Here is a 14,553-nt window from a genome sequence, read left to right as displayed (position 1 = left end):
AGAATTTCTTGACGACCATAGAGCATTGGAACCACCTGATCCCATCCCGAACTCAGCAGTGAAACGATGCATCGCCGATGGTAGTGTGGGGTTTCCCCATGTGAGAGTAGGTCATCGTCAAGATTCAAATCCAAAGCCCCTGTCTGCGATGCAGACAGGGGCTTTGTCTTTTTCGGGCCATAACTTTTAGGCTAGCGCGTCCCTCGAGTTGAAGCGCGAACTAGCCATGGTCCTCGGGTCAGAACTGGTAGCTCACCGTGGCGCTCACATTGCGCTCTTCCCCCATGTAGCAGTAGTTCAGGCTGGCACACGAAGTGATGTAGCTTTCATTGGTGAGGTTGTTGGCGTTCAAACGCAGATCCACACCCGTCAGGCCGACCTTACCGAGGTCATAGCCGATCGAAGCGTCCAACAGAGTGTAAGACGGTACCTTCATGCTGTTTTCCGCATCCACCCAGCTATACCCTACGTATCGCACCCCAGTGCCCAACCGGAGGCCATCCAGAGCCCCCTGGCGGAAGTTGTAGTCAGCCCACAGCGAGAACATCTGCTTCGGCGCTTGGGTTGGTGAGTTGCCCTTGTTGTCCAGGTTGCTCGACACCAGGCTCGGCATCGACTTGGAATATTCGATATCGGTAAAGGTATAGCCACCCAGCAACTTCAAGCTGTCGGTCAGTTGCACATGCGCCTCCAGCTCCAGCCCTTGCGAACGTACTTCACCCACCGGGCGATAGAAATCTTCGTTCGGCTGTTTCGACGCCAGATTTTCTTGCTCGATGCGGAACACCGATGCGGTGAACAGATTGTCGCTGCCTGGGGGCTGATACTTGATGCCTGCTTCCCATTGCGTACCCTCGGTAGGCGCTAACGGACGGCCATCCTGATCGGATACCGTATTGGGGTTAAAGGACTCCGAGTAGCTCACATAGGGCGCAACGCCGTTCTCGAACAGATAGAGCACCCCGGCACGGGTAGTGAACTTCGAGCGTTGATCGCTCACCTTGCTGTCGCTGTCACGGTTCTCTTCAGAAACCTTCACCCAGTCCTGGCGCAGCCCCAGAGAAAAGCGCCATTGGTCCAGCTCCACTAGGTCCTGCAGGTACACACCCGTTTGCTGCAAACGCCGCTGATAGCGGTTCTCACCCAGTACCTGAAGGTTGCCATTACCGTACTGCGGGTTGCCGGCATCAAGTGGGTCGACCGTCCCATAACGCCAGGTTACGTCCGCCTTGCGGCGCTGGTAGTCAGTACCCAGCAGCAAGGTGTGTTTAGCGGCGCCGGTAAAGAACTCTGCCTGCAGCATGTTATCGATGATGTACGAGTGCAGGCGTTCGTCGCCGCCGGTGTAGGCACGGTTGAGGATGTTGCTGTCGGCGTCTGCCCAGCCGGCGGAGTACACCTGATCCATCGACACGTCGGAGTCTTGGTAACGGAAGTTCTGCCGTGCGGTGAATACGTCGTTGAAGCGATGTTCGAACTGGTAGCTGAGGGACTGTTGGGTACGCTCGTAGTTGTCGATACCCGGTTCGCCCTCAAAGAAGTGATCTGACAGGCGCAAGCCATTGCGCTGGTGCAGCATGCCGTCGGCAGGGTTGCCGCCGTGGTAGCCGCCGTTGGGGTCGTGTTGCAAATAGGCTTGTAGGGTAAGCGAGGTGTCTTCGTTGAAGTCGATGCTCAAGGCCGGGGCTATGGCATAGCGTTCTTCCTTGCTGTGGTCGAACTGGGTGTCGGCCGCGTCGGCCAGGCCTGTCAGGCGATACGCTATTCGCTGACCGTCATCCACCGGGCCGCTGAAGTCGAAACCCATGCCACGCTGCCCCTGAGAACCGACCCGCGCCTGGATCTGATGATAGGGGGTAAACAGTGGCTTCTTGGTGGTTAGCGCTACCAGCCCACCCGGTGAGCTGCGGCCATACAGCACCGAAGAAGGCCCTTTCAGAATGTCGATGCGCTCAAGAAAATAGGGGTCCACTTGCATGGTGCTGTAGGTACCGTTGTCGCCCATCGACTTCAGCCCGTCGACGTAGATATTGTCTACCGAACCGTCGTTGAAGCCGCGCATGGCTACATAGTCGTAGCGATGGGTCGCCCCGTAGGGGTTGGTCAGCACTCCGGGGGTGTAGCGCATGGCCTGGGCAACGGTCTGAGAGCCTTGGTCGTCGATCTGCTGGCGGGTCACCACCGAAACCGATTGTGATGTCTCCAGCAAAGGCATACTGGTCTTGGTTGCCACCTGGCTGTGCGTGGCGTTGTAGCCCTCTGTGCTGCCCAATGCATTACCAAGGGTGAAGCTGTGGATATCGGTATCTGGTAGTGACAGGGCTGCGTCCTGGGGCTGTGCCTGCAGCACATAGCTGCGTCCATCCTCACTGACGGCTTTCAGGCCGCTGCCATTGAGCAACTGGCGTAGCGCCTGTTCAGTGGCATATCGCCCCTGCAGCCCGTTGGATTTCAGGCCACTGGTGAGCTGGGGTGTGCTCGACAAGGTTATGCCGGCCTGTCGGGCAAATTGATAGAGCACATCATCCAGTTGCCCAGCCGGGATCGCGTACTGATGGCTGACGCTGGCGGTGTCAGCCGCCATGGATAGTTGCGGGGCGCCAGTCAGGCCCAAGGCCGTACCTAGCAGGGCGGCTCGGACAGCTTTGCGTATCAGTGCTGAGTGCAAAACAGGTCGAAAATCATTCACGCTGAAAATGTGCGTAGGCACCGGGGCGTTAGGCATGAGGGGTCCGTTGGAGAGTTGAGGGCGGTAGGGGTCAATTACTGTCCTAGCCGAACTGGGACTCAAAACCCGCCAAAAAACTGAGCGCCGCCATACGCTTTTACGTCGACCGCGTTATCAGGCCACGCCTTCCACTCGCACCCACCAGCGTGTGCGTTGGCGCAGCCGTACAGGCAGTGTCTGCGGCAGCAGCTGTATCAACTGTTCGGGGTCCTCAAGCCGAAATACCCCTGACAGGCGCAAATTGGCAATCTCGTCACTGCAACCCAGATAGCCATGGCGATAGCGGCTGACCTGGGCAAGAAAGTCGAACAGGCGCATACCGGGTGTAATGATCAACCCCTCGCTCCAGGCCATCGCGTCCATGTCCACGTGTTCCAGCCGCTGCGCACCTTTTGCATCTATGCGCCAGTCCTCGCCGCTTTCGATCCGCTGCAGCTGGCCGTCACCAGGTTTGCGGATGGCGACTCTGCCATGGCTGACACTCACCCGTGTGCAGTCACTGTCCTGGCGTGCCACGAAGCGCCCCTCGTATCCTTCCAGCAAGGCGTTCCGCGTTTGTACTAGCAAAGGGCGCTCCGGGTTCGCCGCTTGGCCGCAGGTAACCATCAGTTCGCCGTGCTTCAGGCGGATCAGCCGTCTCTGCTCGTTAAAAGCGAGGTCCACTGCAGTGCGCGTGTTGAGTTGCATCAGCGAGCCATCTGGCAGGGTGAAGCTACGCCGCTCACCCGTGCCTGTGGCGTAGTCAGCAGCCCAGTCATCGAGCGCATCCAGGTCTTTACTGAGCCACGCAGCGGTCCCCACCATGGCAATACCGCCTAACAGTTTCAGCGCCTGCCGGCGGCGTAACGCTCGCTGGCTGGTTTCCAAGGTCTGCAGCGCTAAGCCGGCGCCGGGAATGGCGCGCAAGTCCAGGTCCTGATGAAGGTGGTTCACCCGTTGCCAGGCCAGTTCATGTTCGCGGTGAACATTGCGCCATTGTGCGCACTCATGCTCCAGAGCCGGGTCATGGCCACTCTCACGCAGCCTCAGCATCCACTGGATAGCCTGCTTGACCGCTGTTGCACCAGGACGCACGTCAGTCATTGGCTCAGCACTCGTCTTCGTAGCGCAGCACGTAGCAGTGGTACAGCGCATCGGCGATGTAGCGCTCTACGGTACGCACTGAGATGCCCATCTGCTCGGCGATGGCCTGATGCTTCAATCCCTCGCACTGTGCCAGCAGGAAGGCACGTCGCACTTTCGGCTTGAGGCCATCTAGCATGCGAGCTACGCGTTCAAGCAGCTCCAGCAGCAGCTCACGGGTTTCGGCTGAAGGGGCCAGTGCCTCTGGGACGTGGGCCAAAGCCTCGAGGTAGGCTCTGTGCAGTTCCTCTCGGCGCCAGTGGTCGATTACCAACCCGCGTGCGACTGTGCGCAGAAAGGCTCGCGGCGTATTCAACTGCAGTTGCTCGCGGCGCTGCAGTAGGCGCACGAAGGTGTCCTGAGCGAGGTCCGCGGCATCGGCGGCATTGCCCAGCTTGCTGCGCAGCCAGGCATGCAACCAGCGGTGGTGGTCACTGTAGAGCGTTTGCACGAAGTCGTTGCTGGGCATGGGGGAGGGTGTCGACATCAATGGACATGAATGATAATTAGTCTCATTGTTGGCGGTGTTACACCAAATTTGCAACCCGTCTGCACGCAACCTGCGCAACGCCAGTGGCGGGCTAGCGCCCCAGTTGGCTATCCAGGTATTTGCGGATTACCTTTGCACCGCCATTGAGATGCTGTTCCAGCACCGTAATGGCCTGATCCACCAGCTTGTCGCTGGCTGCATCGACCAAGGCGTTGTGATCATCCTGGGTGAGCTTGCCCAGGCCCATGGACGAAAGATGAAACCGCAGGAAGCGTTCCTCTTCATTCAGCTCGTTTTCAATCAGACGTAACAGTTTCTTGTTCGTCGCCTTGCTGTAGAGAGTCATGTGAAACAACCGGTTCAGGCGACCGAGTTCACTGTGGCGGGTTTCGTTCTCCAGTTGCTGGATATAACCGCGGGCGGTAGCGATGTCGTTGGCATCCAGCAATGGTATGGACTGGCGCAGCGCTTCGCTTTCAAGCAAGACGCGCAGGGCATAGGTGTCTACAGCGTCTTCGCCGATCAGCGGGGCAACCACGGCGCCCTTGTGCATTTCCACCTTCAGCAGGGATTGCGCTTCGAGTTGGCGCAAAGCTTCGCGCACGGGCATGCGGCTGACGCCGAACAGGGTGGCAAGCTCTTGCTGGCGCACCGCCGTGCCGGGTGGCAAGCGACCGTCGAGAATGGCACCACGCAGGCGTTCTTCAATCACACCACGGGCCTGGTGCGGCAACAGCTGCTCGCTGGCCAGCACATTGCTCAATTTGATTTTTTCGGCCACGTGACGCCTGCCTTAACGATGACTAAAGTTGGATCCAATGACACTAGTAACAGCTTGTAGGGGTGTCAAACCGGTACCGTCTCTGGTACAGGCGCCCCAAAAGCGCGGCTATGGTGGATGAAGTCGTACGCCAAAGGAAGCGGCGTACTGGAGGATATAATCAGAAAGTGTAGGCAAGCTGACCAGCGGGTGCATGATTTCAGGATGCCATTGTCTTTTGCTTTGGCAAGCCGCACCATCGCTCCTTTCGACTGGCCTGAACAGGGCTTCGCAGTGGCGATATCCTGGTTGCTCAAAACCGTTGTACCGCGTGTTGGCCTGGCGGCGCTGCTGGGTGGCCTGCTGCTGGGCGGCTTGCACGCGGATTGGGATTTCTCCCAGATCAGTCGCAAAGCGCAGGCCCTTTATGGCCCTCTGGGCACTGGCCAAGGTCGGATCGACGCATGGCAGAACCTGATGGCCAGTCAGAGTCAGGGGAGCGAGCTTGAGCGCTTGCAAGTGGTCAACCGCTTCTTCAACCAGCAACTGCGCTATGTCGAGGACATTGACCTGTGGCATGAGGTCGATTACTGGGCGACGCCGGTGCAGGCACTGATCAAGGGCGCAGGGGACTGCGAGGATTACGCCATTGCCAAGTACTTCAGCTTGCGACGCATGGGTATCCCCAGCGAGAAACTGCGGATTACTTACGTCAAGGCACTGCGGCAGAACCGTGCGCACATGGTCCTGACCTATTATTCAAGCCCACAGGCCCAGCCATTGGTACTCGACAGCCTGATGGACGCCATCAAGCCGGCAAGCCAGCGTACCGACCTGTTGCCGGTGTACGCCTTCAATGGCGAAGGGTTGTGGCTGACGGGGGCCGCTGGCAATAAGAAGGTCGGCGATACCAAGCGGTTGTCACGTTGGCAGGATTTGCTGAAGAAAATGCAGGCCGAAGGGTTCCCGGCCGAGCCTGTTTACTGAAGGAGCACAGATGTCACTGTTCAAACAATTGCTGTTGGCTATTTGCCTGTTCCTGGTGGTCGCCTTCAGTGGCAGTTTCATGGTCAGCCTCGAGAGCTCGCGCAGCCAGTACGTCAACCAGTTGCGCTCGCACGCCCAGGATGCGGCGACCGCGCTGGCGCTGTCGCTGACGCCGAATATCGATGACCCGGCCATGGTCGAGTTGATGGTGAGTTCGATCTTCGACAGTGGGTACTACGCAAGCATCAAGGTCGTCGACCTTGGTTCCAACGCAGTGCTGGTAGAACGTCACGCCGAGCCGGACCCGGGCGGTGTGCCGCGCTGGTTCGTGCACCTGATCGGCCTGGAGGCTGCTGGCGGCGATGCCATCGTCAGCCGCGGTTGGCAACAAGCCGCACGCGTAGAGGTGATCAGCCACCCGATGTTTGCTATTGCCAAGCTCTGGCAAAGCGCCCTGGGCAGCCTAGGCTGGCTGCTGCTGTGCGGTGCGGCCAGTGCCGTGCTTGGTGCCCTGCTGTTGCGTCGGCAGTTGCGGCCGCTGGACTACATGGTCGAGCAATCCCACGCCATCGCCCGCCGCGAATTCCTCAGCCTGCCGGAGCTGCCGCGCACACCAGAGCTACGTCGCGTAGTGCAGGCGATGAACCAGATGGTCGAGAAGCTCAAGGCGCTGTTCACTGAACAGGCCGAGCGCAGCGAGCGGCTGCGGGCTGAGTCGTACCAGGACAGCCTGACCGGGTTGTCCAACCGTCGTTACTTCGAAATGCAGCTTAATACTCGGGTAAGCAACCTGGAGGACGCGCGCGCCGGCTACCTGCTGTTGCTTCGTGTCCAGGGCCTGGCCGGGCTGAACGCCCGCCTCGGCGGTCAGCGTACCGACCAGTTGCTGCAGGCAGTAGGTGAACAGCTGCGGCGTACCTGTGCCAGTTTCCCAGAAACCAACGACCTGATTTGTCGCAGCCGCGGCGGCGAGTTTGCGGTGCTCGCGCCGGGCATGGTGCACGAAGAGGCCGTGCACCTTGCCCAAGCCCTGGAAACAACCCTGCAAAGCCTGCATGAAACCGGCGCCAGTGATATCGACCCGGTGGCCTGCATCGGCCTGGCGCCGTTCAGCCCGGGTGATTCACCGCAGGCACTGCTCAAGCTCGCCGACGAGGCCCTGGCCCGTGCCGAGAACCAGCCAACGCCGGGCTGGGTATGCCTTGAACAGGGCGTGGCTGCAGTTGCCGCAGACAGCCAGCATGCCTGGCATGAACGGCTCGACCAAGCGTTCATCAACGGTCATTTCGAGCTGTTCTTCCAGCCGGTGGTGGATTGCGCCACAGCGCAACAGGTGTTGCACCATAAGGTGATTTCGCGCCTACAGGATGGCCACGGCGATGCCCTGCCGGCGGGGCGTTTCCTGCCCTGGCTGGAGCGCTTCGGCTGGATGCCGCGGCTTGACGTGCTGGTACTGGAGAAAGTGTTGGCGCACCTGCGTGGGCATGATCAGATGCTGGCGCTGAACCTCTCCGCTGCAACCCTGGCTGACCCCAAGGCCCTGCAGCGAGTTTTCGAGCTGTTGGGCCAGAATACGGCGCTCGGCCCGCGACTGGTTTTTGAAATTGGCGAGGAGCAGCTGCCTGAGCAGGCCGCCCTGGAACAGCTCACCCGGCGTCTGCACGGGCTTGGTTTTGGCTTGGCGCTGCAGCGCTTTGGCGGGCGCTTCAGCATGATCGGCAACTTGGCGCACTTGGGCCTGGCGTACCTGAAGATAGACGGCAGCTACATCCGTAACATCGACCACGAGCAGCACAAGCGGCTGTTCATCGAAGCGATCCAGCGTGCAGCGCACAGCATCGATTTACCGCTGATTGCCGAGAGGGTCGAGACCGAAGGTGAGCGGTTGGTGTTGCAGGAGATGAGGGTGGGTGGGATTCAGGGACAGTTGGTGGGTGAACCCGCGCCCTGGCGCTGAGTTTTTCGCTGGCAGTCTGGCCCTATCGCCAACAAGGCAGCGCTCACTGATTTTGCACTTGGCTTTAGCCCGATGCAGTCGGTGTAGCAGCTGGGTTGCCGGCGATTGGGGCAGCGGGGCCACCAGGATCGGTGGCCAGCCTCATCAACGCTCGCGCAGCGCCTCAGAGCGCGCTTTCATGATCGGCTTGAGCAGGTAGCTCATGATGGTCTTCTTGCCGGTCATGATGTCCACCGTCGCCACCATCCCCGGGATGATCAGCAGTGGCTTCTCATCGGTACCCAGGTGGCTGCGATCGGTGCGCAGCTTGATCAGGTAGTACGTGGTCTTCTTGTCTTCATCGGTAATGGTATCGGCGCCGATCTGTTCCAGCTTGGCCTTCAGCCCGCCATAGATGGTGTAGTCATACGCCGTGAATTTGACCGTCGCCTCCTGGCCCGGGTGCAGGAACGCAATATCCTTGGGCAGGATCTTCGCTTCAACGACCAGCGTGTCGTCCAGTGGCACGATTTCAATGATATCGCTGCCTGGCTGGATGACCCCGCCAATGGTGTTCACCAGCAACTGCTTGACGATACCGCGCACCGGCGACGTCACCATGGTGCGGTGCACCCGGTCATCCAGCGCCTTGCTGGTGGCGGTGGCCTTGTTCAGCTCGGTGCGCGCCTCGTTCAGTTGGGTCAACGCCTCACTACGGAACTTGCCGCGGGTCTCCTCGATCTTGCTCTGCACTTCGCGCACGGCCGCTTCGGCCCGCGGGATGGCCAATGTGGTGGAATCCAGCTGGCCACGGTTTTCCACTTCAGCGCGACGCAGGCGCAGCACTTCGACCTGGGAGATCGCCCCGGTGGCCACCAGCGGCTCGGACATGCCGATTTCCTTGCGTAGCAACTCAAGGCTGTTGGCGTACTGGGCGCGTTTGGAGCTGTACTCGCGCAGTTCCTGTTGGCGCTGGACCAGTTGCTGCTGCAGGCCGCCAATCTCGTCCTGCAGTTGCTGGCGCCGGCTCTGATAGAGCGATTCCTCGTTCGCCGCCTGGCTTGGCGCGGCTTTGCGTAGCTCCTCATCGATTTTCAGCGGAGTGTCCCCGACCTCGGCACTCAGGCGTTCTACCCGCAGGGCCATGGCCAATCGGTCGGCCTCGGTTTCACCCACGTTGGAGGCGAAGCGGGTTTCATCCAGGCGAAGCAGCGGCTGGCCCACTTCGACGATTTGCCCTTCTTTGGCGAAGATTTCAGCGACGATGCCGCCCTCCAGGTTCTGTATCTTCTGCACCTTGGAGGACGGGATGGCCTTGCCTTCACCCCGGGTGACCTCGTCGATGGGCGCAACGCTGGCCCATACGATCAGGAACACGAAGAACAAGATCACGCCCCAGATGGTCAGCCGCACCACGCGCGGAGCATCCTCGATGAGGGCCTTGTTGACCTCTGGCAGTGGCTGGCCGCCGAGTGAGTCAGAACCTTTGAAGTAGCGTCGCAGGCTGTCCTTGAACTGCCCCATATCCAGCTTATGCAACACTGATTTGCCCCTTCTTCAGCGCATCCATGACCGCGGCTTTCGGGCCGTCGGCGACAATCTGTCCGCGATCGATCACGATCAGTCGGTCTACCAGCGACAGCAGCGACGCACGGTGGGTGACCAGCAATACAGTCTTGCCTTCCACTACCGCTTGCAAGCGCTGCTTGAGGCGTTCTTCACCGGTGTTGTCCATGGCGCTGGTAGGCTCGTCCAGCAGCAGGATCTGCGGGTTGAGCAGCAGCGCACGGCCCAGGGCCACGTTCTGCCGCTGGCCGCCGGACAGGTTCTGCCCGCGTTCACCGACCTGCAGCTCGTAGCCATCCGGGTGCAGCCGAGCGAATTCATGCACGCCGGCCAGCTCGGCGGCCTGCAGGATCAATTCGTCCTCGATGTAACGGGCGCCGCTGACCAGGTTGTCCCGCAAAGTGCCGGCCAGTAGCTGAATGTCCTGGGGGACGTATCCGATGTTGTGGCGCAGCTCGCTGACGTCGATCTGGCGAATGTCCACGCCATCGACCAGCAGCGAGCCGCCATCAGCCTCGTACAGGCCGACAATTAGTTTGGCCAGCGAGCTTTTGCCCGAGCCACTGCGGCCGATGATGCCGACCTTCTCGCCGGGGCGAATGGTCAGGTTGATGTTCTTCAGCGCCAGGTTTTGCTGGTTGGGGTAGGTGAAATCGACCCCACGAAACTCGACGCTTCCCTGCAGTACCTTGCGGCTCAGCGGGCGCTCTTCGAAATTACGCTCTTGCGGCAGCTCCATCATGTGGTCGGTGGAGACCATGGTCACTTTGGCCTGTTGGTAGCGCGCGAGCAGGCCATTGAGCTGGCCCAGCGGGCCGAGGGCGCGGCCGCTGAGCATGTAGCAGGCCACCAGGCCGCCCATGCTGAGGTTGCCATCGATGATCAGGTACACGCCCACGCAAATCATGGCCACGCCGGCCAGTTGCTGGATCAGCAGGGTGATGTTCATCGCCAGGCTCGACAGCACCTTCACCCGCAGCTCTAGGCGGCTTAGGGTGCCGAGCGTCTGTTCCCACATGTACTGGCGTTCGCTCTCGGCGTTGTTGACCTTTACCGCATCCAGGCCGGCGAGGGTTTCGATCAGGCTGGACTGGCGCTCCGAAGCCAGCGCCATGGTCCGCTCCATGGTCGCCATCAGCGGCCGCTGCAGGGCGTAACCGATGCCCAGGGCCAGCGGGAAGGCGATGACCGGGATCCATACCAGGTGCCCGCCAATGATGGCGATGACGATCAGGATCAGAATGGTGAAGGGCAGGTCGATCAGGCTGGTCAGGGTCAGCGAGGCGAGGAAGTCGCGCAGGCCCTGAAACTCATGGATGTTCTGGGCGAAGCTGCCGACCCTTGCTGGTCGGTACTTCATCGACATGCCGACGATGCGTTCGAACAATGTCGCCGAAATGATCAGGTCGGTCTTCTTGCCGGCCAGGTCCAGACACAGGCCGCGCAGGCCCTTGAGGATCAGGTCGAAGATGTAGGCGCCGGCGATACCGACGGCCAGCACCCACAGTGTCGACGTGGCCTGGTTGGGCACCACCCGGTCATACACGTTCATCACGAACAGCGGTGCGGCCAAGGCGATCAGGTTGATCACCAGACTAGCGGCGATGGCATCGATGTACAGCCACTTGCTGCGCAGCAGGGTATCGCGGAACCACGACTTGGCCCGCGGGATCAGGTTGCCGTGGTTGACGTCGAACTTATGTTGCGGCTGGGCGAAGAACACCCGGCCGCTGTAATCGCTTTGCAGCGCTTCGCGGCTGACGTGCACTTCGCCGCCGTCGCTCTCGCTGAGCAGCAGGCGTGCAGTGTCTTCGTTCTCCCAGCCCAACAGGACAGCGCTTCGGCCTTCCTTCAGCAGCAGCATCGCTGGCATGGCAATACTAGGAATCTGCTCCAGCTTGCGCTGCAGCACGCGCCCTTGCAGGCCGGCGCGGGCCGCGGCGCGAGGCAGCAGCTCGGGGCTCAGGCGTTGGGCGGGTAGCGGCAAGCCGGTGGTCAGCATGACCCGACTGGCAGGTTTCTGGTGCAGGACACACAGGCTCAACAGACTATCCAGCAGGGGATCGTCATGCTGACTGCGTGGATCGTGGCTGAGTTGGACTCGACTGACTTCGGATTCCACGCGGCGCTCTCTTCATCCTTGTGGTGGGTGGGGTGGGTGCACCGCCGCTCATGCGGGCCGGCTCACCCTGGCTTTCAATGGTGCGGGCAAGCGCAGGGAGTAATTCCCGAAGGCTTGAGCAGCTGACCAATGTTCGCCTTGAATCGATGTTGAGTAAACAATTCTACGTGCATCATTTTTACCAGACGCGGCGCCGGCCTGAATGTTTCATCTTTGATTCACCCCCGTAAAGGTGAGACGCCTTAGGTTCATCGATATTCAGCATAGCCATGGTCGGTAAACAGGCGCTGTTTTATTGGCGACGCGTTGTAACTTCTTAGTCAAAATTCATCTATAGAAAGCAGGTCCCTGGACCGTCTTCATTCAATAATCGCAAGCGGGGCGCCGATCATTCGGAAGGCATTTTTCGCTCGCTTATGGGTCATCTCTTTGATTTGTCACACATCGCTGAATCCGACCTCGCCCGATTACCAGCGTAGGCACGCATCGACGGCTACCAACCATTGGCTGGGGCTCGCTATCGTTTTGCCCTCGAGGCTCTGATAGGCAAGGTTTGTGCTTGTCAGCCAAGCAGTAGTTCGGGCAGTCGGAAGTGGCCTGAATGTTGGCGCCGGTAACCGTGAAGGCCCGCGACGGGCAGTCATCCAGCCGCTGGTTTCCTGGCAGCCGAGGTGAGTTGAAATGAACATCGGCCGAGGATTTTTCGCGTGTGAGATGACGTGCGACATTTGTCCGCAGGAAACGCTTGGCTAAGGTACAAATATCAATGTGACATTACATTGCCGATTGTTTAGGATTGCATGTATAAGGTCAATAGTTTGGCAGTTAAGTAATTCCAAACAGTTATAGACGGAATATTGACGTCAAAAAGCGTCAAAAGATCATCGACATAGTTCCGCCTGAAGTGGCCAGCAAGCGCCGCTCTGGCAGGGAAGTACCCACCGGGTCACACGGAGAGTCCAATGAGCAGCGTTGTAGCCATCGTCAAAAGCATTGTCGGCCAGGTTATCGCGGTATCCCCGGAGGGCATCCGGCGTGTACTCATTGAAGGGGACCGCCTGTTGGCCGGTGAGGAAGTGCTCACTGGGCCTGGTGGCGCAGTTACCCTGGAACTGGCGGATGGCCGCCTGCTCGACCTTGGTCGTGACAGCCAATGGAGCGCCGATGCGCCAGATAGCAGCACCGACCTGAGCCAGGCGACTGCCCAGGCCGCGCCATCGGTGGAAGAGCTGCAACAGGCGATTGCCGCGGGTGTCGACCCGACTACCGAGCTTGAAGCTACTGCGGCAGGCCCGTCGGCAGCGGGCGGTGGCGGTGCGCTGGGCGGTGGCCACAGCTTTGTGATGCTGGAAGAAACCGCTGGCCGGGTAGACCCAACAGTTGGTTTCCCGACTGAAGGGTTGGGCTTTGCTGCCGTGCTCGATAGCGAAGAAGTGGGCCTGCAGGACCCCAATGGCAACAACCTGGTGACCACGCCGACGACGGACACCAACGTTGCGACCGACCTCATTCTTGACGCCACTCCTTCCATCAGCGAAGCGGGTGGCGTAATCGTTTATACCGCCACGGTTGGCCAGGCACCCACTACCAACCTGGTAATCACCCTGTCCAATGGCGCTGTCATCGTCATTCCGGCCGGGCAGACCAGCGGTAGCGTCAACGTCGTGGTGCCGGCGAACGACACGCCATACATCGACGGTTCACAGATTTCTGCCACCGTGACAGGGAGCACCGGTGGTGGCGGCCTGACGGTAACATTGCCGCAGACACCGGCCGTTACCCAGGTGACCGATACCATCGACACCACCACGGCAACCCTGACAGCTTCGCCTAGCGTGACTGAAGGCGGGGTGATCACCTACACCGTGACCCTGAGCAACCCGGCTCAGACTCCGGTGACCGTGACCCTGTCCAACGGCCAGACCATCACCGTTGAAGCCGGCAAGACCCAGGGCAGTGTCGACTTCCAGACCCCGGCGAACGACGTCTACAACAACGGCTCGACCGTCAGCACCACCATTACCGGCGCAACCGGCGGCAACTTCGAACAGCTGACCCCGAATCCGACTCCGGCTCAGACCACGATCAACGATTCGGTCGACAACACTACCGCGACCCTGACGGCGAACCCGTCGGTGACCGAGGGTGGCGTGATCACCTACACCGTGACTCTGAGCAACCCGGCTCAGACTCCGGTAACCGTGACCCTGTCCAACGGCCAGACCATTACCGTTGAAGCCGGCAAGACCCAGGGCAGTGTCGACTTCCAGACCCCGGCGAACGACGTCTACAACAACGGCTCGACCGTCAGCACCACCATTACCGGCGCGACCGGCGGCAACTTCGAACAGCTGACCCCGAATCCGACGCCGGCTCAGACCACGATCAACGATTCGGTCGACAACACTACCGCGACCCTGACGGCGAACCCGTCGGTGACCGAGGGTGGCGTGATCACCTACACCGTGACTCTGAGCAACCCGGCTCAGACTCCGGTAACCGTGACCCTGTCCAACGGCCAGACCATTACCGTTGAAGCCGGCAAGACCCAGGGCAGTGTCGACTTCCAGACCCCGGCGAACGACGTCTACAACAACGGCTCGACCGTCAGCACCACCATTACCGGCGCGACCGGCGGCAACTTCGAACAGCTGACCCCGAATCCGACGCCGGCTCAGACCACGATCAACGATTCGGTCGACAACACTACCGCGACCCTGACGGCGAACCCGTCGGTGACCGAGGGTGGCGTGATCACCTACACCGTGACTCTGAGCAACCCGGCTCAGACTCCGGTAACCGTGACCCTGTCCAATGGCCAGACCATCACCGTTGAAGCCGG

At 60.3% G+C, this 14,553-nt stretch carries 9 protein-coding genes and 1 rRNA gene; 4 read left to right on the top strand and 6 right to left on the bottom strand.

What is annotated here, in order from left to right; all coding sequences use genetic code 11:
- Nucleotides 1-7 precede the first annotated feature (7 nt).
- A 5S ribosomal RNA gene (gene rrf / locus DMX11_RS25220) occupies nucleotides 8-123 on the top strand.
- Between the two features lie 115 nt (nucleotides 124-238).
- Here rrf and DMX11_RS25215 read toward each other — a convergent pair.
- From DMX11_RS25215 to DMX11_RS25200, 4 genes are all read right to left on the bottom strand, one after another.
- Nucleotides 239-2,653, bottom strand: coding sequence for a TonB-dependent siderophore receptor (locus tag DMX11_RS25215; RefSeq protein ID WP_110748348.1), 2,415 nt, complete (start codon nucleotides 2,651-2,653; stop codon nucleotides 239-241).
- A gap of 189 nt (nucleotides 2,654-2,842) precedes the next feature.
- A complete protein-coding gene (locus tag DMX11_RS25210; protein ID WP_110748341.1) occupies nucleotides 2,843-3,811 on the bottom strand; it encodes a FecR domain-containing protein in 969 nt (322 codons plus the stop codon).
- Nucleotides 3,812-3,815: 4 nt separating this feature from the next.
- Nucleotides 3,816-4,319, bottom strand: coding sequence for a sigma-70 family RNA polymerase sigma factor (locus DMX11_RS25205; protein WP_110748337.1), 504 nt, complete (start codon nucleotides 4,317-4,319; stop codon nucleotides 3,816-3,818).
- Nucleotides 4,320-4,431: 112 nt separating this feature from the next.
- A complete protein-coding gene (locus DMX11_RS25200) occupies nucleotides 4,432-5,121 on the bottom strand; it encodes a GntR family transcriptional regulator (protein ID WP_110748334.1) in 690 nt (229 codons plus the stop codon).
- Nucleotides 5,122-5,325: 204 nt separating this feature from the next.
- On the opposite strand from DMX11_RS25200, the gene lapG reads away from it, so the two are divergent.
- Entirely contained in the window at nucleotides 5,326-6,087 is a 762-nt protein-coding gene (gene lapG, locus DMX11_RS25195) for a cysteine protease LapG (protein ID WP_177410791.1), read from the top strand.
- Nucleotides 6,088-6,097: 10 nt separating this feature from the next.
- Nucleotides 6,098-8,044, top strand: a complete 1,947-nt coding sequence (lapD, locus tag DMX11_RS25190) for a cyclic di-GMP receptor LapD (RefSeq protein WP_110748331.1) — start codon at nucleotides 6,098-6,100, stop codon at nucleotides 8,042-8,044.
- A gap of 144 nt (nucleotides 8,045-8,188) precedes the next feature.
- On the opposite strand, the gene DMX11_RS25185 is transcribed toward lapD, so the two are convergent.
- Both DMX11_RS25185 and DMX11_RS25180 read right to left on the bottom strand, forming a co-directional pair.
- Nucleotides 8,189-9,547, bottom strand: coding sequence for an HlyD family type I secretion periplasmic adaptor subunit (locus DMX11_RS25185; RefSeq protein WP_177410792.1), 1,359 nt, complete (start codon nucleotides 9,545-9,547; stop codon nucleotides 8,189-8,191).
- A gap of 7 nt (nucleotides 9,548-9,554) precedes the next feature.
- A complete protein-coding gene (locus DMX11_RS25180; RefSeq protein WP_110748324.1) occupies nucleotides 9,555-11,711 on the bottom strand; it encodes a type I secretion system permease/ATPase in 2,157 nt (718 codons plus the stop codon).
- A gap of 962 nt (nucleotides 11,712-12,673) precedes the next feature.
- Between DMX11_RS25180 and DMX11_RS25175 the strand changes: the two genes are divergently transcribed.
- On the top strand, nucleotides 12,674-14,553 hold a 1,880-nt coding region (locus tag DMX11_RS25175; protein ID WP_146230382.1), incomplete at its 3' end, for a retention module-containing protein.

The organism is Pseudomonas sp. LB-090624 (assembly GCF_003205205.1).
Taxonomy (GTDB): domain Bacteria; phylum Pseudomonadota; class Gammaproteobacteria; order Pseudomonadales; family Pseudomonadaceae; genus Aquipseudomonas.
Note: the sequence above shows the minus strand (reverse complement) of the source record. Positions and strands in the feature narration are given on the sequence as shown.

Bases quoted from the DNA above. Each gene is read 5' to 3' on its own strand.
- DMX11_RS25210 (WP_110748341.1), bottom strand. From the start codon at position 3,811: ATGACTGACGTGCGTCCTGGTGCAACAGCGGTCAAGCAGGCTATCCAG.
- DMX11_RS25205 (WP_110748337.1), bottom strand. From the start codon at position 4,319: ATGCCCAGCAACGACTTCGTGCAAACGCTCTACAGTGACCACCACCGC.
- lapG (WP_177410791.1), top strand. From the start codon at position 5,326: ATGCCATTGTCTTTTGCTTTGGCAAGCCGCACCATCGCTCCTTTCGAC.
- lapD (WP_110748331.1), top strand. From the start codon at position 6,098: ATGTCACTGTTCAAACAATTGCTGTTGGCTATTTGCCTGTTCCTGGTG.
- DMX11_RS25185 (WP_177410792.1), bottom strand. From the start codon at position 9,547: ATGGGGCAGTTCAAGGACAGCCTGCGACGCTACTTCAAAGGTTCTGAC.